The sequence below is a fragment of the Pandoraea nosoerga genome, assembly GCF_902459585.1.
GTDB classification, from domain to species: Bacteria; Pseudomonadota; Gammaproteobacteria; order Burkholderiales; family Burkholderiaceae; genus Pandoraea; species Pandoraea nosoerga.
Map to the genome: position 1 here is coordinate 23,930 of NZ_CABPSC010000021.1, position 24,199 is coordinate 48,128.

General features: G+C 66.8%; 20 protein-coding genes. 4 read left to right on the plus strand and 16 right to left on the minus strand.

Annotation, left to right across the window (positions count from 1 at the left end; translation table 11 throughout):
* Positions 1-319 precede the first annotated feature (319 nt).
* The 4 genes from PNO31109_RS20515 to PNO31109_RS20530 form a co-directional block, all read right to left on the minus strand.
* Complete coding sequence (locus PNO31109_RS20515) at positions 320-1,933, minus strand: bifunctional aspartate transaminase/aspartate 4-decarboxylase (RefSeq protein WP_150557291.1); 1,614 nt, start codon at positions 1,931-1,933, stop codon at positions 320-322.
* A 116-nt stretch (positions 1,934-2,049) separates the two neighbouring features.
* A complete protein-coding gene (gene aspT, locus PNO31109_RS20520; RefSeq protein ID WP_150557292.1) occupies positions 2,050-3,735 on the minus strand; it encodes an aspartate-alanine antiporter in 1,686 nt (561 codons plus the stop codon).
* 123 nt (positions 3,736-3,858) lie between these two features.
* Positions 3,859-5,547 (minus strand): aspartate-alanine antiporter, encoded by a 1,689-nt coding sequence (gene aspT / locus PNO31109_RS20525; protein WP_150557293.1) that lies wholly within the window; start codon positions 5,545-5,547, stop codon positions 3,859-3,861.
* Positions 5,548-6,372: 825 nt separating this feature from the next.
* Complete coding sequence (locus PNO31109_RS20530; RefSeq protein ID WP_244958219.1) at positions 6,373-6,678, minus strand: hypothetical protein; 306 nt, start codon at positions 6,676-6,678, stop codon at positions 6,373-6,375.
* Positions 6,679-7,032: 354 nt separating this feature from the next.
* Between PNO31109_RS20530 and PNO31109_RS20535 the strand changes: the two genes are divergently transcribed.
* Complete coding sequence (locus tag PNO31109_RS20535; RefSeq protein WP_150557294.1) at positions 7,033-8,364, plus strand: MATE family efflux transporter; 1,332 nt, start codon at positions 7,033-7,035, stop codon at positions 8,362-8,364.
* Positions 8,365-8,468: 104 nt separating this feature from the next.
* Here the strand turns inward: PNO31109_RS20535 and hisN are convergent, their stop codons facing one another.
* A complete protein-coding gene (gene hisN, locus PNO31109_RS20540; RefSeq protein WP_150557295.1) occupies positions 8,469-9,278 on the minus strand; it encodes a histidinol-phosphatase in 810 nt (269 codons plus the stop codon).
* Between the two features lie 237 nt (positions 9,279-9,515).
* Between hisN and rarD the strand changes: the two genes are divergently transcribed.
* The 3 genes from rarD to PNO31109_RS20555 all read left to right on the plus strand — a co-directional run bounded on the left by rarD (position 9,516) and on the right by PNO31109_RS20555 (position 11,600).
* Positions 9,516-10,445, plus strand: coding sequence for an EamA family transporter RarD (rarD, locus tag PNO31109_RS20545; RefSeq protein WP_150557296.1), 930 nt, complete (start codon positions 9,516-9,518; stop codon positions 10,443-10,445).
* 129 nt (positions 10,446-10,574) lie between these two features.
* The gene (locus PNO31109_RS20550) at positions 10,575-10,829 is read left to right on the plus strand and encodes a hypothetical protein (RefSeq protein ID WP_150557297.1); all 255 of its coding nucleotides are present in this window, start codon (positions 10,575-10,577) and stop codon (positions 10,827-10,829) included.
* Between the two features lie 309 nt (positions 10,830-11,138).
* Positions 11,139-11,600, plus strand: coding sequence for a universal stress protein (locus tag PNO31109_RS20555; protein WP_150557298.1), 462 nt, complete (start codon positions 11,139-11,141; stop codon positions 11,598-11,600).
* 280 nt (positions 11,601-11,880) lie between these two features.
* Here PNO31109_RS20555 and PNO31109_RS20560 read toward each other — a convergent pair whose 3' ends face one another.
* The 11 genes from PNO31109_RS20560 to gsiB form a co-directional block, all read right to left on the minus strand.
* Positions 11,881-12,765: a carbohydrate ABC transporter permease gene (locus PNO31109_RS20560; RefSeq protein WP_150557299.1), complete on the minus strand. Its 885-nt coding sequence runs from the start codon at positions 12,763-12,765 to the stop codon at positions 11,881-11,883.
* Positions 12,762-13,637: a carbohydrate ABC transporter permease gene (locus PNO31109_RS20565; RefSeq protein ID WP_150557300.1), complete on the minus strand. Its 876-nt coding sequence runs from the start codon at positions 13,635-13,637 to the stop codon at positions 12,762-12,764. Before PNO31109_RS20565 ends, PNO31109_RS20560 begins: the two co-directional genes overlap by 4 nt.
* 231 nt (positions 13,638-13,868) lie before the next feature.
* Positions 13,869-15,182: an ABC transporter substrate-binding protein gene (locus PNO31109_RS20570; RefSeq protein WP_150557301.1), complete on the minus strand. Its 1,314-nt coding sequence runs from the start codon at positions 15,180-15,182 to the stop codon at positions 13,869-13,871.
* 40 nt (positions 15,183-15,222) lie between these two features.
* Positions 15,223-16,317, minus strand: a complete 1,095-nt coding sequence (locus PNO31109_RS20575; protein WP_150557302.1) for an ABC transporter ATP-binding protein — start codon at positions 16,315-16,317, stop codon at positions 15,223-15,225.
* A 147-nt stretch (positions 16,318-16,464) separates the two neighbouring features.
* Positions 16,465-17,334, minus strand: coding sequence for an alpha/beta hydrolase (locus tag PNO31109_RS20580; RefSeq protein ID WP_150557303.1), 870 nt, complete (start codon positions 17,332-17,334; stop codon positions 16,465-16,467).
* Positions 17,335-17,336: 2 nt separating this feature from the next.
* On the minus strand, positions 17,337-18,218 hold the full coding sequence (locus PNO31109_RS20585; RefSeq protein WP_150557304.1) for a DUF4118 domain-containing protein: 882 nt from the start codon (positions 18,216-18,218) through the stop codon (positions 17,337-17,339).
* 341 nt (positions 18,219-18,559) lie between these two features.
* Positions 18,560-19,378 (minus strand): M55 family metallopeptidase, encoded by an 819-nt coding sequence (locus PNO31109_RS20590; RefSeq protein ID WP_150557305.1) that lies wholly within the window; start codon positions 19,376-19,378, stop codon positions 18,560-18,562.
* A 25-nt stretch (positions 19,379-19,403) separates the two neighbouring features.
* On the minus strand, positions 19,404-20,519 hold the full coding sequence (locus PNO31109_RS20595; protein ID WP_370750492.1) for a DmpA family aminopeptidase: 1,116 nt from the start codon (positions 20,517-20,519) through the stop codon (positions 19,404-19,406).
* A gap of 33 nt (positions 20,520-20,552) precedes the next feature.
* Entirely contained in the window at positions 20,553-21,461 is a 909-nt protein-coding gene (gene gsiD, locus PNO31109_RS20600) for a glutathione ABC transporter permease GsiD (RefSeq protein ID WP_150557306.1), read from the minus strand.
* A 10-nt stretch (positions 21,462-21,471) separates the two neighbouring features.
* A complete protein-coding gene (gene gsiC / locus PNO31109_RS20605) occupies positions 21,472-22,392 on the minus strand; it encodes a glutathione ABC transporter permease GsiC (protein ID WP_150557307.1) in 921 nt (306 codons plus the stop codon).
* A 120-nt stretch (positions 22,393-22,512) separates the two neighbouring features.
* On the minus strand, positions 22,513-24,072 hold the full coding sequence (gene gsiB, locus PNO31109_RS20610) for a glutathione ABC transporter substrate-binding protein GsiB (protein WP_150557308.1): 1,560 nt from the start codon (positions 24,070-24,072) through the stop codon (positions 22,513-22,515).
* Positions 24,073-24,199: the final 127 nt, after the last annotated feature.

The following is a 24,199-nucleotide window of genomic DNA, read 5'->3' on the forward strand; positions in this document are numbered from 1 at the left end:
AACTCTTTCGACCGATTGCCGATCCTAATGCGTGACTTCCCCTGTAGTGATTTTCGCCCGCCTCGCGCGGGCATTTTTATTTGCCCGCGGCCCGGCGCGCGCGCTCCAGATAGTCGACAGACACGCCAGGGGTGCGGAAGATCCGGCAGGATCCGGGCATTTCACATGACAAAATCACAAAAAAAAAGCCCGGGAGACGCAGTCCCGGGCAACGTTCGATCGCCATGGAGAGCGATCGACGGGGGGCCAGCCGATGCCGCCGCGCTCGCGGCATCGTATCGTCGGGCGACGCGACTCCCCGCGCCGCCTCACTTCCGTCTCATTTCTTCTTGCCGCCCTTGCTGCCGCCGGCAAGGTAGCGCTCGTTGTACTCGTCCATGAGCCTGCGCACGGTGGCGCCGATCTGGATGTAATCGGGCTCGTTGAGGTTGGCGAGCGACACGCGCCCCGACGGATGCAACGTGCCGAAGCCTCGGCCGGGCAGCAGCACCACGCCGCTTTCCTTGGCCAGACGGAACAGCACTTCCGAGGGATCGACGTTCTTCATGAACCAGTCCACGAAACCCTTGCCGTAGATCTGCGTGCCCAGCACCTCGAGATCCAGAATGTTGTAGTAGTCGACCGTATTCGGCCCGGACGCCTCCGTGATTCCCGCCGCGCGATACATCGCGGCCTTGCGGCGCCGGACGATGCGCTTGACGGCGTGCTTGTAGGCGTCCGGCTCGTCCATCAGGCAGAACAGCGAAAAAAGCGCCATCTGGACTTGCTGCGGCGTGGACAGCCCCGCCGTATGGTTGAGCGCCACGGCTCGGCTGTCGGCAACGAGGCGATCGATGAACTTGAGCTTGTCCGGCTCGGTCGTGATCGAGGCATAGCGGGCGTTGAGCCCCTCGCGCTGCGCTTTGGGCAACTTCGCGATCTTGTCGTCGAACACGTTCTTCTCGTGCGTGGCGATGACCCCGAGACGCCAGCCGGTTGCGCCGAAGTACTTGGAGTACGAGTACACAAGGATGGTGTTGTACGGCGCGATCGCAAACAGCGAGCGGAAGTCGTCGGCGAACGTGCCGTACACGTCGTCGGTGAGGAGAATGAGATCGGGCCGCTTCCGGACGATGTCCGCCAGATGATCGAGCGACGCGTCATCGAGCTTGACCGAAGGCGGATTGCTCGGATTGACGAGGAAAAACGCCTTGATCTTCGGGTCGAGCAGCTTGTCGAGCTCCTTCTTCGAGTATTGCCAGCCGAGCGCCGGATCGGCGTTCAGATTCACCTCGTGGAGCTGATAATCGGCCAGTTCCGGAATCTCGATGTAGGGCGTAAAGATCGGCATGCCGAGCGCGATGGCGTCGCCGGCCTGCAGCAGATGGTTGGTCTTGAGCGTGTTGAAGAGATAGGTCATGGCCGCCGTGCCCCCCTCGACCGCGAACAGGTCGAAGTTGCCCGTAAATGGATGGCGGCCGACCATCTCGCGCCGCAGATACTTCGCCGCGATCTTCTCGGTGTTGCGCAGCATGCGATCGGGCACCGGGTAGTTGCAACCGAGAATGCCCTGAACCATCTCGGTGAGGAAGTCCTCGACGTTGAGCCCCATCTGGTCGCGAACGTAGGAGATCGCCATCTCCAGGAACTTCACGCCGCGCGCCTGTTGGTTCTCGCGCGCGAAGTCCTGCCAGCGCGCCTCCACGCCCTTGCCCGGCGGGATGCCGCCCACGCCCTCGGGCATGTACGTGAACTGGCGCGATGCCTCCGACAGCGCGAAGAGTCCGAGCTGAAAGAAGCCGTGGCGCGGCTCGAGCGCGAGGAAGTTCGGGTTGCCGCGCCCGGCGTTGAGCATCGAGTGCTGCGCGCCATTTTCCTGCGCGAGTTCGATCAGCGTGTCCTTGAATTCGAACGGGCTGAGTTTGGCCAGTGCATCGAGTTCCTTCGATTTCATAGCGATTTCTCCATGAGCAACCAATGACGCCCCCGTCTGCGGGAAAAGCAACGACGGGCGATCGGACGAATACCGGAAAGCGCCGCGCGGCGCGAAGACGGGCGCAGCGCGACGAACTAGGTGAGCAAAACGACGAGCGGGCCGAGCAACGTGAGCAGCACGTTGGCGATGGCATAGGTGATCGCGAACGGCACCGTCGGCACGTTGCTCTCGGCCTTGTCGAGGACTTCGCCGAAAGCCGGGTTGGCGCTGCGCGAACCGGACAGCGCCCCGGCCAGAATGGCCACGTTGTCGTAGCGCAGCACGTAGCGGCCGAACGCATACGTGAGCAGCAACGGCACGATCGTGACGATCACTCCGGCGACGAAGATCGAGACCCCGCTTTGCTGCAGCGTCTGCCATGCCTGCGCGCCCGCCGAGAGCCCGACGCACGTCACGAACGTGGCAAGCCCGAGTTCCTTGAGCAACGAGCTGGCGGCAAGCGGCATGGCGCCGAAGGTCGGATGTTTGCCGCGCAGCCATCCGAAGACCAGGCCGGCGAGCAGCGCACCGCCGCCGCTGCCGAGCGTGAGCGGAATGCCGCCGACCTTGACCACGAGATAGCCGACGAGCAGCCCGACGACGATGCCGATGCCCATGTAGACGTAGTCGGTCTTGACCGAGTACGCGACCGGATAGCCGGCCTCCTTGGCGGCGCGCTGCACGTCGCTGTCGGCGCCGTACAGCGTGACGACGTCGCCGTGATACACCACGGTGTCGTCGAGCACGGGCACCGGCTGCCCCATGCGGGTGATCTTCGCGATGTACACGCCGTGCTTCACCTCGCGCTCGACGCCGGCCTTGAGTTCGCCGAGCGTCTTCCCGTTGCCGCCCTTGCGCGCGAACACGACGTCCTGCATGCGCAGCGCAATGTCGAGATCGCTCGACGGGCGCTGCTCGTCGCCGAGCAGCCGCCAGGCGTCGGTCGCAGCCTCGCGCCGGCCGATCAGCATGACGTCGTCGCCCGCCTCGAGCACCAGATCGTCGGTGGCGATGATGATCTTGCCCTTGCGGCGCAATCGCTCGATGGTCACACCGTCGGTCAGTTGCTTCTCGATGTCCACCACGCGTTGGCCGGCGCCCGTCGTGACGCGATAGACGCGGCCCACCAGCGCGGGCAGCGAGTCGACCTGGTCGGCGGCAAGCACGGCGCGCCCGCCGGCCATCGCGAGTTCGGCCCGCTTGGCGTCGTCCTTGAGGGAGCGGCCCATGAACTTCGGTACGAGCGAGGCGCACACGATGATCGCGCCGAGGCTGCCGAAGATGTAAGTCACGGCGTAGCCGATGGCCACTTCCGACTGCAGGCGCTTGACTTCGTCGGCGGGCAGGCCGAGGCGAGCGATGGCGTCGCCGGCCGTGCCGATGATGGCCGACTGTGTGAGGCCGCCCCCGGCAACGCCGGCCGCGAGCCCCTGGTCAAAGCCGAAGATCTTCGCGCAGACGAGCACGGTAACGAGCGCCGAGGCGGCAAGGAACACGGCCATCGCGATCTCGCGCAGCGTCTTGCGCGAGAGCGAGCTGAAGAACTGCGGCCCGCTCTCGTAGCCCACGGCGTAGATGAAGAGCGCGAACATGATGCTCTTCACGCCGGCATCGACCGAAATGCCGATCTGCGAGATCACTACGGCAACGAGCAGCGAGCCGCCGACACCACCGAGCTGGAACGAGCCGAACTTGATCGCGCCGATCGCATAGCCGAGCGCCAGCGACAGAAAGATCGCGACCTCCGGGACGTGGTTGAGAATGTTATGCACGAGTTCCACGGCAGAACCTCCGTCTAAAAGGGGAACCGGCGGCCGCACTTGGCCGCACTTGGCCGTACCTGGCCACGCTCGGCTGCCTTCGGCCGGCATGGCCGATGCGCTCGCGCTCGCGCGCGACGACGACTAACGCGAGAACTGATGGGCGACGAACACCACCGCCGGCCCCATGAGCGGCAGCAGCACGTTGGACAGGGCGTAGGTCACCGTGTAACCCACGACCGGCAATGCACTGTCCGCCGTTTGCACCACGGCACTGATCGCGGGCGTACTCGCCTGCTGACCGGCAATCGCACCGATGAGAATCGGGCCCTCGATGCGCAGCAGCTTGTGGCCGACCCACAGCGACACCAGCGCCGGAATCAGCGACACGCAGATGCCCACGACCGGCAGGGCCAGCCCATGCTCGCGCAGCAACACGGCGGCCTGCGGCCCGGCCGACAGGCCGACGCACACCACGAACACGGCCAGCCCCAGGTCCTTGAGCAATTCATAGGCCGCGGGCGGGAACGTGCCCCACGCCGGCCGGTGCGACAGCAGCCACCCGCTCGCCAGCCCCGAGAGCAGCGCGCCGCCGCCGGAGCCGAGCGTCATCGGCACGCCGCCGATGCGCACGGACAGGTGACCGATGCACAGCCCGACGATGAGCGCGAGGCCGACGAACACGAGACTCGTCTTGTTGCCGTAAGCCACCGCCTTGCCGAGCACTTCGCCCGCGCGATCCACATCGCTTTGCAGCCCCTGCAGCGTGATCACGTCGCCGCGTTGCAGCGCAATTCTGTTGAGCGACGGCAACTGCATGCCCATGCGCCTGACCGACTTCACGAATACGCCATGCCGCAATTCGACGGGCGCCTCGCGACGCAGGTCGGCCACGGTTCGCCCTTCCGCCTGCTTGTTGGTCATCACGAAGTCGCGCTCGACGAGCACGATCTCGTTCGTCTCGGTGCCGGCGACTTCGGGGCCGACGAGCGCGTGCGCGTCGAGCATGGCGTCGCGACGCCCGACGAGCAGCACTTCATCCTTCGGCTCTAGCGTGAGGGACTGCGCAATCGCCACCGACGCCGACCGGCGCCGCACGCGCTCAACCGCCACACGGCCGTCGAACGCCGCTTCGAGCGCCGCGACCGTGAGTCCGGTATGCGCCACGCGATAGCTGCGCCCCACGAGATCCGGCGCAGCCGGTGCGCCGATCTCGGAACCGTTCTCGTCTTCCATCTCGCGTGCAAGGCGTGCGCTGTCCTGCCGGAGATCGATGCCCAGCAGGCGCGGCGCGAGCAGATTGGTAAAGAGCACGATGGTGATGAGGCCGAAGACGTATGTGAGCGTATAGGCCGTGACCACGTTGGCCTGCAGCGCCTTAAATTCGTGCGGCGCCAGTCCCAGCCGGTTGAGCGCCTCGATCGCCGTGCCCACCATGGCCGACTCCGTCGCCGCGCCCGCCGCGAGACCGCCGGCCGTGCCCGGATCGAGACCCAGCACGTTCACGGCAAGCATCACGATGCCGAACACGAACACCACTTCGATGATCGACAGCACGCCGAAGCGCAGGCCGCGCAGATTGAGGTTTTCCACGAACTGCGGCCCGGCGGAAAAGCCCATGGCGAAAATGAACAGCGCGAACGCGAAGTCCTTGAGAGAGCCCTCCACCATGCAGCCCGTCTGCCCGACGAGCAGCGCCACCAGCAGCGCACCGCACACGCCGCCGAGCTGGACGGGGCCGAGCCTGAGCCGTCCCAGCCATTGCCCCAGGACGACGCACACGAACACGGTGATCAACGGCACCGCATCGAACAATGGAACCGAACATTGCATATACGCTCCCGGTGCACGGCATGCGCGCTCGTCGACCGCCCTTACCGGCAATGCTCGCGGCGGCGGCCAATGGCCTGACAGGCAAGCGCGCCGGAACGTCGCGACGACGAACTCTGTTGCGTCGAAGAAACTTCAGATTCAGGGAGACACCAGACCGTGAACGCCGGTCTCAGGTCGTGGGTCGCGGCGCAGCGTCGCCGAACGGTGAATGCGATGAAAACGGTGAAAGCGATGAAATGCGGGCCGGCGAAGACGCGACAACCATGGCGCCATTCAGGCCGAAGGGTACGGTGATCATAGCGGCTCCCAAGACGTTGAGACAGCTCGACAGTCGATTTCGCCCCTCCTCCCGGGCAGCCACGGGCGATACCCATTGGTCGCTTCGAACGCAATCCGGCACATGCACCGCACACAAAACTTCGTGCAACTACACGTCACAAGTAATTTAAATTACGTTATCTGCAACCATTCCGCGCTCTTTCGACGCAGTGTGCGCATAGTGTTGTGCAACGCTCCCGAAGTGTCAATACGTGTCGCGCCATAACCCTTGTCCGCTCGCAACAGATTCGCCCGCGTCCTTTGCATGTATCGGTGTGCTTATCAATTTACGCGGAAGCTCGTCGGGCACGGTGGGCACGGGCGCACGCACTGATGCGGCGTCGTTTGCAAGGCGCATCCCGAGGCGGCATTTTTCATGTGGAGAATGAAAAACCAACGTGTGGGCGCGACGCCATGTCGCAGGCATGTCGTGCATGGCAACGAATGGCGCTGGATGTCGCGTCGGATGTCGCGTCGGCCGATCGTGGCGGCGCGGCTCGGGCGAGATTATTCCGGGGCGTGAATGTTGTGGATCGTGCCGGGCCCCCACTCGCTGCGCTCCCACGAACCGTCGCGCAGCGTCCATTCGTGATCGCCCGTCTGGTCCCAATGCGGCGGCGTGAAGCGCATGCCGGGGCGCTTCGGCTCCATGTGACCGTCGACCCACGCGTAGCGGCCGTCCCGCCACTCCCAGTAGCCCGGCACCCAGAACTGCCCCTTGGGCGCCGCGGGCGGGTTTTCGTAGCGCGGCGGCGGCGGCCCACGCTGCAGCGTGATCTCCGCCCACACCGGCAGGCTCGCCAGACACAGCACCGCGGCCAGCGCATGGCGGCGACGTGCGGCGGCGAGGACCGGAAGGCGTGGGCCTGGGCGGAAGAGAGAACGGAAGCGAGAGTTGGAGAGGGCGCTGGAGAGGGCACGGGAGAAGGATCGGGGCGGCGACGACATGCGAGGACGTTGGCAGGCGGCAGGACAGGCATGCATTGTAACGTTCGGACGCCACGCGCGCAGCGGGCAACGTCGCGGCGCGCGGCCCGCGGTGGCGCGGTGGCGCGGCGGTGCGGGCAGTGGCGACATCGGCGACGTATAATCGGCCCACCCACAACCTGCCGCCGCGCGCGGATACCGACGGCGCCGCCACGACCGGCTGCCGCACAGCTCACGTCCATGAACCCTGCCCCCGCGGCCGCCGGTCACCGGCAATTGCTTCGTCTGGCGGTGCCCATCGTGCTCGCCAACCTCACCCAGCCCCTGCTCTCGGCGGTCGACACCGCGGTCGCCGGCCATCTGCCGGGCCCCGCCTATCTCGGCGGCGTCGCCCTCGGAGCCTTGCTTCTCAATTTGCTGTTCTGGGGCTTTTCGTTCCTGCGCATGGGCACGACCGGGCTCGCGGCGCAGGCATACGGCGCGCGAGACGCGGTCCAGTTGCGCGACACCCTTGCCCGCGCGCTGGCATTGGCGTTCTCGATCGGCGCGGTATTGCTCGTCTTTCACGCGCCGCTGATTGCGCTGGGCGTGTCGTGGCTGGGCGGCAGCGAACAGGTGCAAGCGCTCGGGCGCGAATATGCGAGCATTCGCATCCTCGCCGCGCCGCTCGCGCTGGGCAACTACGTCGTGCTCGGCTACCTGCTAGCGTGTCAACGCGTGCGGCAGGGTCTCGCCGTGCAGGTATTCATCAATCTCGTCAACATCGCGGCGGTGCTCCTGTTCGTGCGCGGCTTCGATTGGGGCGTGGCCGGCATTGCGGCCGCCACCGCGCTGGCCGACGTGCTGGGCTTCGCGCTTGGCGCCTGGTTGCTGTGGGCCGCGCGCACCCCGCATTTGCCGCCGCTGCGCATCGCCGCGCTCGTCGAGCGCAGCGCGATCTGGCGTCTGCTGCGGCTCAACCTCGACATCTTCCTGCGCACGCTGTTTCTGCAACTCGCCTTTGCATGGTTCGCACGCGTGGGCGCGCGCCTTGGCGACACCACGCTCGCCGCCAACGCGCTGCTCCTGAATTTCCAGACGTTCATGGCCTACGGTCTGGACGGCTTCGCGCACGCCGCCGAAGCGCTCGTCGGCGCCTACGTGGGCGCGCGGCAACGCCATGCGCTGCTCCATGCGATTCGGCTGTCGCTGGGCTGGGCGCTGGGTTGCGCCGTGGCATTCGCGCTCGTATATGCCGTGGCGGGCGGCGCGATCATCGACACGCTCACCGACCAGGCGGTGCTGCGCGAGACGGCGCGCGAGTTCCTGCCTTGGGCCGTCCTCTCGCCGATCGTGGCCGTGTGGTGTTTCCAGCTCGACGGGGTATTCATCGGCGCGACGCGCACGCGCGAGCTGCTGGTGTCCTCGCTGATCGGATTGGTGGTGTTCGGCGCGGTGATGCCCTTCACGCTCGACGCGTGGGGCAATCACGGCCTGTGGGTGGCGCTCATGGCGTTTCTCGCCACGCGCGGCGTCGTGCTCGGTGCGTTGCTGCCACGGATCTGGCGCGCCATACCGCCTCGCACCGCTTGAGGCCTGCGCGGCGCTGCGGCGTCCGGCAGGCGTTGCCGCGCCGCTCGACGGCCTGCCGCCCCGCCCCTGGCGTTCGCTGATGTCGCGAATACTGCGGGTACGCCTCAGACCGTCCGGATGCACGCCAGCGCCGCCGCATGCAGCTCGGCGTTGGCCGCGGCCAGCACGCGCCCCTGCGACTCGAGCGTGAGCGGCTTGCCCTCCCAGTCGGTGATCACGCCGCCGGCCGCCTCGATCACCGGCGCCACGGCGAGATAGTCGTAAGTCTGCAGCCCCGCTTCCATCACCAGTTCGATGTGGCCGCTCGCCAGCAGGCCGTAGGCATAGCAATCGCCGCCGAAGCGGCGACGGTTCACCGCCTTCGTCAACTGCTCGAAACGCACGGCTTCGTCGGCATCGAAGATATCGGGCGAGGTGGCGTATACGGTCGCGTCCGCGAGCGCCGTGACCGGGCTGGTCGCGCACGGCGCGCCACCGAAGCGCGCCTCGCGCACGCCGCCGGCCACGTCGTTGATGCCGACCCAGCGCTCGCCGGTGGCCGGAATGTCGATCACGCCCACGACCGGCTGGCCGCGATGCAGCAAGGCGAGCAGCGTGCCCCACAGCGGGTGGCCGGTGATGAAGCTGCGCGTACCGTCGATCGGATCGACCGACCAGACGAACTCGGCGTCCACCCCCTGCTTGCCGAACTCCTCTCCCCAGATGCCATGCGACGGGTAGCGCCTGGCAATGGCCTCGCGCAGCGCCGTCTCGACCTCGCGGTCGGCGATCGTGACCGGGCTTTCGTCGGCCTTGTCGTCGACGGCCAGGCGGCGGCGAAACCAGCCGAGCGAGAGCGGGCGGACGGCGTCGGCCAGCGACGCGGCGAAGGCCGCATACTCCGTCACGGCGGCAACAGCGGGAACGGACGACATGCGCGAATCTCCTGCAAAGCGCCGCCCGAGGCGGCATGGAACGAAACAGCGGGCGCCCGGATCGGCGCATGACGATGATACGCGTGCGGCGCGAAATTCCGATGAAAATCGCCACAAATTGCCCCGCGTCGCCCGAATCTGGTGCAAATTTGCTATGCTCGCGGCCTGCCTCCAGGGGTGTGCACCCCGCTCACGGGCGTCACTCGCACAGGTTTCACTCATTTTCACGGGACATCCATGCTTTCCGGTCGCGGCGTCACGCTCTCCGTCTCGGCGTCGGTCATGTTTTCGATCATGCCCGCGCTCGTCGCGCACCTGACGCCCCTGTCCGGACTCGATGTGTTCGCCTGGCGCATTCTGCTTACCCTGCCCGGCACGCTCGTGATCGTCGCGGCGCTGCGGCGTTGGCACGTACTGGGCAGTACGTTCTCGCACGTGTTGCATCGGCCCGCCATGCTCGGCGCGGTGCTGCTGTGTTCGGCCATGCTCGCCGTTCAGCTCTGGCTCTTCATGTGGGCGCCGCTGCAGCAGCGCATGCTCGACGCCTCGCTTGGCTATTTCCTGCTGCCGCTCACGATGGTGCTGGCCGGGCGCACGGTGTACAAGGAGCGCCTCTCGCCGCTGCAGACGGCAGCGGTGATCGCCGCCGCGCTCGGCGTTGCCCACGAACTTTGGGCGACACGGGCACTGTCGTGGGTGACGGCGGTGATCATGTTCGGCTATCCGCCCTACTTCATGCTGCGCCGCCGGCTGCGCATCGATGCGCTGAGCGGCTTCATTCTCGAACTGATGGCGATGACGCCGGTCGCCGCCGTCGTGCTGTGGCAGGCCTGGCCTCAGAACGCCCTGGTCATGGGCGAGCCGCGCTTCTGGTTCTGGCTGCCCGCGCTGGGCCTGCTCAGCGCGGGCGCACTCGCCAGCACGCTCGCGGCCGCGCGCATTCTGCCGATCGGCGTCTACGGCATTCTGAGCTACGTGGAACCGGTACTGCTCTTTGCCGTGTCCGTCTTCCTGCTCGGCGAGCCTTTCACCGCGAGCGGATTGTGGACGTATGTCCCAATCTGGATCGGCGTGGCACTGATCGTGTTCGACAGCCTGCGAACCCTGCATCGCCAGCGGCTCGCCGGCGAGCTGCGTCCCCCGCCCGACGGCGCGGGGGACGTCTGAAGCGCTCGGCGTCGCGCACGCCCCGGGAAGATTCGAGGCGTCTGCCGACGGGCCGCGACCGGCCGGGCAGCCCCGCGTGCGCTGTCGCAACGCCGCGTTATACTCGCGTGAGCCTGTAAGACGACTACCATGAAAAATCTCGCCAAGATCGCCATTCTGCTTTCCTCGGGGCTTCTCACCGTCACGCTTTCGGCCTGTGGCTCGTCTGCCCCGCTGTTCACCTCCGACGGGCGGCCGACCCAGCAGATCCAGTGCTCGGCCGCCAGCGCCGGGGATTGCGAGCAACGCGCACGCACCCAGTGCGCGCAGAAGGACTACGACGTGCTCACGCGCGAGGCGAGCGGCGGCGTGGCCAATCTCGTCATCGCCTGCCACGCGAACTGACGCCGCGGCGGCCCTGCGGCACGCCACCCTGGCGTGCATCCGTCCCCGGTTGGCATTACGATGCATTATTGCGTGCGATCAATGTGCCGCCATGGCGCGGGGTGACTTACGCCGCACGCAGTGCGAGAATCGAATCGTCGCGACGAGTTGCCGCGCCGGGCGTGTCCGCCGCCACTCGCGCTCCGGGATCGCGCACGGGCGCTGTCGGGCACCGTGCACGTGCGCGGATCCGGGCCATTTGCTCACGCCACCCGCGCCATTCACGTCATTACGCCATTCACGCACCACCAGCCCAAAGAGGACGCCATCATGTACGAACGCATTCTGGTTTCAATCGACGGCAGTACACCCTCGAACCGCGCCATCGATGAAGCGGTCAAGCTCGTTGCGCTCAGCCACGGCAAGATCCGCCTGGTATCGGTCGTTCCCTCCCTCGCCAACGCCTACGCCGCGGGCGCCTACAGTGGCTTCGTTCCCCTCGAGAGCCAGGAATCGTTCGAGAAGGAAACGAGCGAGATTCTCGCCACTGCGCAGGCCGACCTGAAGAAGCGCGGCGTCGACGCCGAGACGAAGATGATCTCGCTCGAGGCCGGCACCGACGAAATCGCCGACGCCGTGCTGCGCGACGCCCAGGAGTGGAATGCCGACGTGATCGTGCTCGGCACGCACGGCCGGCGCGGTCTGAACCGTCTGCTGCTGGGCAGCGTCGCCGAAACGCTGCTGCGTATCACGACGCTGCCGATCCTGCTCGTGAAGGCGGCCGACAAATAACTGCGGCGCGAGCCTCGCCCCGGGCAGCCACGACGCACGGCGCACGCGCGAGACCGGCGGCGCCAGGCCGCCGAAGAACGCGGCCGGCCGGTCGGGCGCAAGGGGCTTTACGTCAGACGCTGAATCACGGCACGCCCTCGCGCGTGCCGTTTTCGCATTGGCGTGCGCGCTCGACGCAAGCTGCCGAGGCGCGGCGGCGAGACAGGGTTGGGAGACGGCGCGAGACGACGTGAGACGGCGCAAAACGGCGCTGCTTGGCGCGGCGCCGCCCGCCGTGCCGTCAGCGAATCCCGGCGCGCATGAACGACTGCACGAACTGGCGCTGAAACAGCAGGAACGCGATGAACAGCGGCGCAGCGCTCATGAGCGTGGCCGCGGTGATGAGCGACCAGTCGATGCCCTGATCGGTCGACGAAAACACTTGCAGGCCGACGGTGAGCGGGCGCGTCTCGACCGAGTTCGTCACGATGAGCGGCCACAGGAAGTTGTTCCAGTGATGGCTGATCGACACCAGCGCATATGCCACGTACACCGGACGCGCCAAGGGCACGTACACGCGCCACAACACCTGCCACGCGTTGGCGCCCTCCACGCGCGCGGCGTCGTCGAGCTCCTTTGGCACCGTCTTGAACGCCTGACGCAACAAAAAGATGCCGAAGGCCGACGCGAAGTACGGCAGCGCGATGCCCACGATCGTGTCGCGCAACCCCAGCCACGCGATCGTGCGGTAGTTCTCCACGATGAGCACGTCGGGCATGACCATCAACTGCAGCAGCACGATCATGAACGCGATATCGCTGCCGCGAAACGTGAAGCGCGCGAAAGCATAGGCCGCGAGCGTGGCCAGCGCGATCTGCGCCGCGAGGATCACCGTCACGAGCACGAAGGTATTGACGAGGTAGCGCCCAAACGGCGCGGCCCGCCACGCGTGCGCGAAGTTCTCGAGTGTGAGCGGTGCGCTCAGCGAAAAGCGCGTGGCGTAGGCCGCCGGATGGAACGCGCTCCACACGGCATAGAGCAGCGGCAGCAGCCACAGCAGACCGAGCAGCCAGGCGCCGGCCACGTCGAGCCCGCCCGAGCGCCCGGCGGCGCAGAACACGGCACGCCGGGCACGTTTGTCGACGGACGTCCGCGCGTCCGGGATCGAAGGCAAAGAGGGGGTCATTGATAATGCGTGCGTGAGTCGAGCAGTCGGAATTTCACGAAGGCCACGACGGCCAGCAGCGTGAGCAGCACCACGGTCAGCGCCGCCGCATACGCGGTGTCCCAGAAGCTGAACGCCACCTGGTAGATGTAGTACAGCAGCAGTTGAGTCGCGTTATCGGGCCCGCCTCGCGTCATCACCACGACATGGTCGACGAGACGGAACGCATTGATGAGCGCGTTGATGACGACGAACACGGTCGTCGGCATGAGCAGCGGCCACTGCACGCGCCGGAAGCACTGCCAGCGCGACGCGCCTTCGAGTGCGGCCGCCTCGGCGAGCGTGGGCGGGATCTGCTGCAGCGCCGCCAGGTAGAAGATCATGAAGAATCCCGCTTCCTTCCACACGGTTACGACCATCAGCGCGGGCAGCGCCGTGCCCGGCTGCCCCAGCCAGTTGCGCTCACCCCAGCCGAACGCCTGCGCGACCTGCGCGATCAGGCCGTACTGCGGCGTGTAGAAGAACAGCCAGATGTTGGCCACGGCGATCATCGGCAGGATCGCGGGCGTAAAGTACGCCAGACGCAGCAATGCGCGGCCCGGCATCTGGCGATGTACCCACAGCGCCATGACGACGGCCAGCACGATCGCGGCCGGCACGGTGATCAGTGCGAACAGCACATTGTTGCGCAGCGCCTGCCAGAAGACCGGGTCATCGGCGAGCAGCCGATAGTTCTCGGCGCCGACGTACACGGACGGCGCCCCGGCGCGCGCGGTCGAGAACACGCTGTGCCAGAGCGTGGCGATGGCGGGATAGTGAGTGAATGCGATGAGCAGCACCAGTGCCGGCAGCAGCAGCAACCAGGGCGCCCACGCGTGAGCATGACGGTTCATCCGACGGTCCATCGATTCGAAGCCTCCAGGGCGAAAGCGCGCCACACGGTGGTGCAGGCGCGCCGGCGCCGCCGTTCGGCCAGACAGCCGGCGACGGGCCGATCCGGTGCGATCGGCGCCATCGCCACCAGCAGCAAGTCTGGCCGGCGTTGAGGCTTGTTAACTCGCGGTCTAACGCGCAGCTTGACTGGCACCTTAACTGGCACCTTAACTGGCAGCTTAACTGGCAACTTAACGCGCGTATGGCCGCAGAATGCGGTCAGCTTCGCGTTGCGCGTCGTCGAGCGCCTGCTTCGGCGACTTCGTGCCCGTCAGCGCCGCCTGCAGTGCGTCGTTGAGCGCCTTGGTCACACGCTGGTTGTCGTGCGTGGAGAACTCGGCCACGCTGCTGCCGAGCTGATCGCGCGCGACGGCCGCGGCGGGCACCTTCTGCACGTACTGCTTCATCGCCGGCGTTTCCCAGGCGGCCGGCGTCACCGCCACGTAGCCCGTGTCGATGCCGAACTGCGCCGCGCGCTCGGGCGTGGTCGCCCACTTGATGAACGTCATGGCCGCCTGCTTCTCCTCCGGCGAGCTCTTCTTGAACACATAGAAGTTGCCCCCGCCGGTCGGGCTGCCGCCGCGCACCTTGGCCGGCATCTTGCCCACGCCGAACGCGAACGTGGCATTCGTGCGGATATTGGTAAGGTTGCCCGTCGTCGTGTAGATAATGGCGGCCTTCTTCTCGAGGAAGTCCTTCGGCGTGGTGCCCCATTCGATCGAGCCCGTCGGCATGGCCTTGTACTTCGTGGCGAGGTCGACCCAGAACTGCAGCGACTCCACCGCCTGCGGGGCGTTCAGGAACGTCCTGGTGCCCGCGGGGTTCATGAGCTCGATGCCGGCGGGCGTCGTAAACGCCTGGAACAGCCAGTAGCCGAAGCCCGTCGACGGCACCTTGATGCCCCACTGCGTCACGTTGCCCGCGGCGTCGCGCCGGGTGAGCTTCTGCGCGTAACTGGCCAGTTCCTCCCAGGTCGCGGGCGCGCGGTCCGGGTCGAGACCGGCCTCGCGGAACAGGTCCTTGTTCCAGTACATCACGATGGTCGAACGCTGGAACGGCACGCCCCACGTGTGGCCGTTGATGCGCGAATTCATCATCAGCGCCGGGTAGAAGCCGTCAAGCCACTGCTTGTCGGCCGGCGTGCTGGCAATGCTGTCGATGGGCACCACGGCGTCCTCGTCGATCAGCGTGAAGACGTCGGCGGCGGCCAACACGGCTACCTGTGGCGGCGTGCCGGCCTTGACGGCGGTCAGCGCCTTGACGACGGAATCCTGATAGGTGCCGGCGTACACCGGTTTCACCTTGATGGAAGGATGCGCCTTCTCGAAGTCCGCCACCAGATCGTTGATGATCTTCGTCACCGGACCGCCCACGGCCACCGGATAGTAGAACGTGAGCTCGACCGGCTTTTGCTGGGCCATCGCCGGGCCCGCCAGCCCCGTCAGACCGTTCAGTGCCAGCGCGGCCGCGCCGGCCGCAAACGTTTTCATCATCGTGCGTCGCATGTCGCTAGGTTCCCCATGTCAGCGTGGTGATAGATGTGTGCTAGGCCGCCATCGGGTCGGCGGCAGCCGGCTCGGCCGGCAAGCGCGCGCCCGAGGCGGCATCGAACAGGTGCTGGTCGGCGCGGTCCCATTGCAGGCCGATGGGCTCGCCCCGCGCGAACGGCCGATGCCCCGGCACGCGCGTGGCGATTTCGCCCGCGTCGCCGAGCGTGCAGGCCACGAGCGTGTCCGCCCCCAGATACTCGACGGCGCCGACCGTCGCGAGCACCGCGCCGGCCGAGCCCGGCGGCACCGCACGCACATGCTCCGGACGCAGGCCGAGCAGCGCGGCGTCGCGCGCGCCTGCTACGGCGAGCGCGGGGCCGGTCTGGCCGGCGGGCACGAGCGCGTCGCCGTGCCGCACGAGACGCAGCAATTGCATGGGCGGCGTGCCGATGAAGCTCGCGGCGAACGGCGTGGCAGGCGCGGCGTAAAGCGTATGGGGCGCGCCCCACTGTTCGATGCGACCATTGCGCAGGAGCACGACCTGATCGGCCATGCTCATCGCCTCGGTCTGATCATGCGTGACGTACACGAGCGTCATGCCGAGCTGCCGTTGCAGCGCGCGGATTTCGCGACGCATCTCCTGGCGCAGTTGCGCGTCGAGGTTCGAGAGCGGTTCGTCCATCAGGCAGACCGACGTCTCGGCGATCACGGCGCGACCAAGCGCCACGCGCTGCTGCTGGCCGCCGGAGAGCTGCGACGGCTTGCGCCCCAGATACGGCTCGAGTCCGAGCAGCGACGCCACGCGCGCCAGACGCCGCGGGTAGTCGCGCGCGGGCTCGCCGCGCACGCGAAGGCCGAACAGCAGGTTCTCGCGCACCGACAGATGTGGGAACAGCGCGTATGACTGGAACACCATGGAGAGCCTGCGGCGCGCGGGCGGCAGCTCGGTCACGTCGACGCCGCCGAGCACGATGCGACCGCTCGTCGGCGTCTCGAGCCCGGCGATCATGCGCAGCAACGTGGACTTGCCGCAGCCTGACGGACCGAGCAGCACGACGAGGGAGCCGGCGTCGGCGGAAAAACTCACGTCGGCCAGCGCGAGCGTATTGCCCCACTGCTTGCTGACGGAATCGATGACGAGCGATGACATGGCCGGAGATGCGCAGCGCCGCCCCGCCTTGCGTGCGAGCGGCTGGATCGGAAAACCCCGACCATAACCGGCCAGCGATGGCAGTTTGATGACATCTCGCGAGGTTCACACTGGCGCCGCCCGCCCGGGCAGGCCGCTCGCCGGATCTCAGGCGGCTGCCTGGCGGCGTCTGGCGCGCAGCAGCGCCTTGGAAATGATGCGTGTCTCGGAGCTCGCCGCGCCGGTGCGGCGCGCCACGGCGTCGCGAAAGAAACGCCGCGTCTCGTCGGCGACGGTCTCGCGCTCGTTGTCCATCGTGAGGATGTGATAGCTCTCGCCGAGCAGGCATTTCTGCTTCACTGCGGACGACACGCCGTTGTAGACCAGGCGCGCGTTATGCGGGCTCGACGTATCGTCGTCGACCGCGTGAATGATGAGGCAATCGGCCGTCACCCGCCCGAGGCGCTCGCGCACGTGAGCCGCCAGACGCCGCGCATTGTAGAGATGGGCGAGCGGCAGCGAGGCGGCGCCGACCTCGGAGGCGTCGTGCTCGGACATCGACTTGGCCACGCGCGCGCGCAGCGCTTCGTTCTTCAGGCCGAACGGCGCCTTCTCCTGATAGCGATAGCGATTGCGCAGCGGCGTGTGATAGACGAGATCGATGAGCGGGTAATACCAGGGAATGGTCCAGCCGTCATACACCAGCGTGACCGCGAGCAGCGAGAGCGCCGTCACGTCCGGCTCCTCCTGGGCGACGGCGAGACTCAGCGTCGCGCCCATGCTCAGCCCGCACACCGACACGGTGACGTGCGTGTCGCGAAGCTCGCGATACTTCGTGCGCGCGGCGGCGATCCACGCGCGCCAGTTCGTGCATGGCGTACCGAGCCCATAGCCCTCGATGTGCGGCACGCACACGGTGTATCCGTCGCGATGCAGCGCCTTGGCGACCGGGCGCATTTCGAGCGGCGTACTCGACAGTCCCGGCAGCAACAGCACGGCATGCGAGCCGCCCTTGTAGAAAATCGATTCCTGAAACATGCTCAAACTCCGCCCGAGACGATCGGCGCCTCGCTGACTTCTCCCGCGTTCGCCGCCGGCGCGAGCGTATGCAACGGCGTGACCGGACGCACCGTCGGCCCGGCATGCAGACGCAAGATGACATAGGTGCCGACGTGCGCGCGGAAATACTGCAACTCGCAATGAAACACCTCATAGCCGCCTTCGCGCGTGCGGATGCGCAGGTTGTGCGCGCCGTGCTGCGGACGCTCGCCGTCCGCGCTGAAGAGTCCCGCCAGGCGCGCCGCGTCCTCGGGATGCAGCAGCGCGCGCAGTCCGTCGCGCTTGACGACCTCGGGCGTGACGCCGGTCGCGCGGCGGAAATGCTCGTCGACGAACTCGTAATGCGTGGCCGGGTTGGCCAGATAGAAGATGGTGTCGAGGTGCTTCGTCAGATAGGTCATCAGCGCGTTGCCGAGCTGGACCGAATCGGACAGCACCATGCGTTCGTTCTCCGCGCGCAGCAACATGTCGTAGCGCGTCTGCGCGACTTCGGCAATCAGCTCGGCGCGATACTGCGCACGGCGCAGGCGCTCGATGAGCACGACCGCGAGCGGGGTGATCGTCAGGAATCCGGTCACGATCATGACGTCGCGCCGGTCAAGCATGGCGATGTCGCGAAACGGCGGCACGAAGAAGAAATCGAAGATCGGGATGCTGATGAGCATTGCCATGATGGCCGGCCCCAGCCCCCAGGTGAACTCGACGATGATGACCGCGCAGGCGAAGAACACGCCCGGCATGGCATGATCGAGCACCGGGTGCATCAGGCTGCGCAGAAGAAACGCAGCAAATACCACCATTAACGCGCCGACGTAGCGTTTGGCGCCGGGCTCCGCCCAACGTCGGGCGTTTCTGATTTCCATGATTCCCCGCCGGGAGCTGCCCGGCGCTCAATAATCCGAGGATGCCGTCGGGACGACGGTGTGGCTGTTACAAAATATTACGGATTATCGCACGCCGCTTGCGGGCCGCCTGATCCGGCAAACCCTGACGCAGTGGCTTCCCGGCAACATGGCGAGGACGGCGCGCGAAGGGAGCGCGAAGGGAGCACGAACGGAGCGCGAACGGCGCCGGTGCCCGGCCCGCGGCATGGTGCTCGGCAGGCGTACTGCGGCCCGAATGTCGGCTCGCAGGCGGGCGAAAACCCTGAAAACCCATGGAATACAAGGACTTGCCGCGAGCACCGGTGGGTTTCGCGGGGTGCTCAGCGCAGCATGAAGGACATGGCGGACAGACAGTTCAGGACGCGCACGGCCGCCTCGACGCTCGCCGCCTCGTACTGCAACGTCACGCCATCCACGCGCTCGAGCGTCGGCCACTGGCAGAACAGGTCGGCGAGCGCCGTGGTCTGCGCCTGCAAGCGCACCTCCACGGGGGTCGGCACCACATACGGATGCCACTTGCGCGGGTCCGACAGCGACTCCTTCGCCGCCTCGCGGATCAGATCGCACGACTGACTCGGGGTGAGCGTCATGCCGCTGCCCTGCCCCCAGGCCGCCTTCGTCTGCACGAAGCGGGCATGCGGGAAAACCAGTTGCGTCTCCTCACAGAAGACGTCGTCGCCGCTGGCCATGACCACCGGCACGCCGCGCTCGCCGGCAAGCGCGCCGTAGAGCATGGCCTCGCTCGCCTCCGCGCCGCCCAGCCACACGCGGGCAAAGGCAAAGCTGTTGATGGTGTGCGCGAGGATTCCCGCGCTTTGCGCCTTGCCGTGATAGCCGATCATGAAAACCGCATCGCAGCCTGCCTCCACGCCCGAGACCATGCCGAGATAGCGCGGCTTGCCCAGCACGATGCGCGCCCGCGGATCGAGTTCGTCGGGCAACAGATTGCGAAAGCCGCCATGCGAGTCGTTGACCATGACTTCGGTGGCCCCGCCCGCGAAGGCGCCCTCGACGGCCGCGTTGGCTTCGCGCGTCATCCAGCGGCGGGCGCGTTCGTATTCGCCGTTGCCGGCGCGGGTCTGTTCGGCGTGAAAGACGCCCGCGACGCCTTCGATATCGGCGGAGATCAGGATTCGCATGATGTCGACATGTCCGGTGACAGGCTTACAGCGCGGCCCAGTCGGGCAGCACGTCCGCGAGTGCGCGGCGCACATGGCCGTCGCGCCCCAGCACGGATTCGGCCGCAAAGAGCGCGTGCAGGATCGCCTGCTCGGTGGCGTCCGCCGTAGCCTGGAAAATGGGGTCGAGCAGGGCATCGGGAACGAGCGCCGCCGGCGCCACGCGGCCCTGCGCGTCGTAAGGCACCGTATATCCGGTCGTGAACGCCAGCGCGACGTCGCCGCTGCCGTGACCGTACACGGAGCCGGTGCGTGCCAGTCCCGCGCCGGTGCGCGCGGCAACGCGGCGCAACTGACGCGCATCGAGGGGCGCGTCGGTGGCAACCAGCATGATGATCGAGCCGCGCTCGGGTGCGGCGCTCTGCTCGGGTTGCGCGAGCCGCGCGTCGAGCACCGGCCCGACATGGCGCCCCGCAATGACCAGCTGCGACGGCCGGCCGAAGTTCGACAGCACCAGTACGCCAACGGTAAAGGTCGCCCCGGCCGTCTCGACGATGCGCGAGGCCGAACCGATGCCACCCTTGAGCCCGAAGCTCGACATGCCGCGGCCTGCGCCGACCGCGCCCTGCGCGAAATCCGGCGAGGCTTGCGCGAGCGCCTGCGCGTAGTGCGCCTCGCTCACGCCGAATGCCTGCATGTCGTTCAGGTAGCCGTCGTTGCATTCGAACACGGCGGGATTGAGCGACGCGCCTGCGCGCCCGATGTCCGGATTCGCCGCGATGGCCGCGCGCAGTTGCGCGAGCACCACATGGCTCACGGAGAACGTGTTGGTGAGCGCAATAGGGGTCTCGACGACGCCCAGCTCGTCGATCTGCATCAGGCCGACGCTCTTGCCGAAGCCGTTGATCACCGCCGCGGCCGCGGGCACCTTGGCGCGAAACGGGTCCCAGTGCGCGGCCGGTCCGGTGGCCGCGGCCGTGGCGCTTGCCGCCGGGCTCGGGCATACCACGCTCACCCCCGTTTGCAGGGGGCCGTCCGCGAGCGTCGCATGGCCCACGTAGACGCCGGGCACGTCCGAGATCGCGTGACGCGGCCCGGCGGGCAGCAGCCCCACGTAGGGGGCGCCGAACAGAGCTTCGCGAGGGTCCGACGTAGGCGTCATGGCTTGCATCCGCCGCAGGGCGCGGCAGTTCCGTCAATGCCGGTCGAGTTTCGGATCGAGCGCGTCGCGCAGGCCGTCGCCCAGCAGGTTGAAGGCGAGCACGGTCAGGAAAATGGCCAGGCTCGGGAAGATGGCGATATGCGGGGCGTTGACCATGTCGGCGCGCGCTTCGTTGAGCATGGCGCCCCACTCGGGCGTGGGCGGCTGCGCGCCCAGACCGAGGAACGACAGGCTGGCGGCCGTGATGATCGACGTCCCGATACGCATGGAGAAGTACACCACAATCGACGAGACCGTGCCCGGCAGGATGTGACGCATGATGATCGTCCAGTCCGACGCCCCGATCGAGCGCGCCGCCTCGATATACGTCATGTGCTTGAGCACGAGCGTGTTGCCGCGCACCAGGCGCGCGAAAGCCGGTATCGAGAAGATGGCCACGGCCACGATCACGTTGATCATGCCGTTGCCCAGCACGGCCACCACGCCGATGGCGAGCAGGATGCCCGGGAAAGCGAACAGCACGTCGGAGATGCGCATGACGATGCGATCCCACCAGCCTTCGTAATAGCCCGCGAGCAGCCCGAGCACGGTGCCGACCACGGCCCCGAGTGCGACCGAGCCGAAGCCGGCGGCAAGCGAGATGCGCGTGCCGGCGAGCACGCGGCTGAAAATGTCGCGCCCGAGCGAATCGACGCCGAACCAGTGCTTCGCGGACGGCCCCGCGTTCAGGGCGTCGTAGTCGAAGAAGTTCTCCGGATCGAACGGCACGAGGTGGGGCGCGAGGATCGCGATGACGACCAGCGCCAGCACGAACACGCCGGCCACGAGGGCGATGTGCTGCTTCTTGAACTTGCGCCAGAACTCGCGCCACGGCGTGCGCACGCGATGGTTGCCGACGGAAGTCGCCGCAGGGGCGGCCGTGGTAGGTTGACCCGCGTTCATCGTGCGTGCCTCACTTGTAGCGAATGGTCGGGTTGATGACGGCATAAAGCACGTCGACCACGAGGTTGATCAGAATGAACTCGAGCGAGAACAACAGCACCAGCGCCTGAATCACCGGGTAGTCGCGCATCTCGACCGAATCGACCAGCAGGCGTCCGAGCCCCGGCCAGTTGAACACCACCTCAACGACGATCGAGCCGCCGAGCAGAAAACCGAACTGCAGCCCCATCATGGTGACGACGGGGATCATGGCGTTGCGAAGCGCGTGCTTGAACACCACGCGCATTTCGTTGAGGCCCTTCGCACGCGCCGTGCGCACGAAGTCCTCGTGCAGCACCTCGACGAAGGCCGAGCGCGTGAAGCGCGCCATGACGGCCGCGACGGCCGCGCCCAGGGTGATCGACGGCAGGATGTAGCTCTTCCAGGAATCGGCGCCCATCGTGGGCAGCCAGCCGAGCTGCACCGAGAAGATCTGCATGAGCAGCATGCCCATGGCGAATGCCGGGAACGAGATGCCCGAGACCGCCAGCGTCATGCCGAGCCGGTCGGGCCATTGATTGCGCCACACGGCGGATGCCACGCCGAGCGCCATGCCGATGATCACCGACCAGACCATGCTCACCACCGTGAGCCACAGTGTGGGCATGAAGCGGCTGCCGATCTCCGCCGAGACCGGTTGCTTGCTGCGCATCGACAGCCCGAAATCGCCGCGCACCGCATGCGTGATGAAGTGCGTGAACTGCGAGAGCAGCGGCTTGTCCAGCCCGAGATCCTGGCGCACCAGCGCCACGGTTGCCTCGTCCGCCTGCGGACCCGCGGCCAGACGCGCCGGGTCGCCCGGCAACATATGCACGAAGCCGAACACCAGCACTGCCACGATCAGCAGCGTGGGGATCAGGCCGAGCAGGCGTTTGAGAGAGTAAGTGAGCATCGCAATCTTGCCGAACGTCTTGCCAAACCAGGTCTTGCGGCGCGGCCCTCGGGCCGCGCCGGAATCCGCGCCCCCGCCGTGAAGGCGGCGGCGCGGGCCCCGCACACCGCGCGGCGGTGCTTACTTCATCGAGATGTCGGTGAAGTTGAACGAGCCGTCAGGCATCGTGTACACGCCCGACAGGTTCTTGTTGCGCGCATACAGCAGCTTTTCCGTCACGAGGAACGCCCACGGCGCATCGTTCCAGATCTTCTGCTGCGCGTCCGTGTAGAGCTTGGTCTTCTCGGCGCGATCGGTGGTGAGCAGCGCCTTGCTGAAGTCCGCGTCCACGGCATCGTTCTTGTAATACGCGGTGTTGAAAAGCTTCGGCGGGAACGACTCCGAGGACAGCAGCGGACGCAGCGCCCAGTCGGCCTCGCCCGTCGACGACGACCAGCCCACGTAGTACATACGCACGGGCGCCTTGTCGGGATCGGGCGCCGACTCGACCAGCTCGACGCGTTGGCCGGCTTCGAGCGCACGCACCTGCGCCTTGATGCCGACTTGCGCGAGCTGCTGCTGCACGAACTGGATCACCTTCTGTGCCGTGGTGTACGTATAGGCCGACCACAGCGTGGTCTCGAACCCGTTCGGGTAGCCGGCCTCCTTGAGCAGTTCCTTGGCCTTGGCCGGGTTGTACGGCCAAGGGCCGGTCTTGGTCGCGTAGTCCACGCCCTTGGGCACGACGCCATCGGCCGGCGTGGCGTAGCCCGAGAACGCCACCTTCACGAGCGCTTCCTTGTTGATGGCGTAGTTGATCGCCTGGCGCACGCGCACGTCGTCGAACGGCTTTTGCTTCGTGTTGAAGCTGATGTAGCGCTGGATGATCGACGGGCCGGCGATCACGTCCACCTTGCCGCTGGCCTTGAGGCCTTCGGCCTGCTCATAAGGCACCGGGAAGGCGAAACCTGCTTCGCCCGTCTGCATGACGGCCGCGCGTGTGTTGTTGTCGACCACCGGCTTGAACGTGATGGTGTCGACCTTCGGATAGCCCTTCTTCCAGTAGCCGTCGAACTTTTTCACCTTGACGTGATCGGTGCGGTTCCACTCGACGAATTCGAACGGGCCCGTGCCCACCGGGTGCGCGGCGATGTCCTTGCCGTACTTCTTGAGCGCCTCGGGCGAGATGATGACGGCCGAGGGGTGCGCCAGCGTGTTGATGAACGGCGAGAACGGCTCCTTGAGCGTGAACTTTACCGTGTGCGGATCGACCACTTCCGTCTTGGCGATTTCCTTGTACAGGTTGTAGCGCTTGAGCTTGTTCTCCGGGTTCGTCACGCGGTCGAAGTTCGCCTTGACGGCGGCGGCATCGAAGTTCGTGCCGTCCTGGAACTTCACGCCGGACTTGAGCTTGATCGTGTACACGAGCCCGTCGGGCGAGACCGTGTAGCTCTCGGCCAGCACGTTGATGAGCTTCATGTCCTTGTCGAAACCGAACATGCCCTCATAGAACGACTTGGCCACGGCTTGCGACAGCGTGTCGTTCGCATCGTATGGGTCCATCGTCGTGAAGGTCGATTGCACGGCCATCACGACATCCTTGGCGGCAAACGCCGGGGCGGCGCCGAGCACGGCGCAGGCCACGGCGGCGGACGCGAACGCGGTTTTCCAGCGAGCGGCCAACAAAGCGTTTTTCGACATCTGTCTTTCTCCTTCTGGTCTGACGGGGTCGCCGCGGGCGAGTCAGTGACTGCGTCCCTTGGCGGGCAATTTTGACGACGACTGCAACTGCGGGGTACTGCCTTGGCTGCCGGATGTGCCGGGGCCC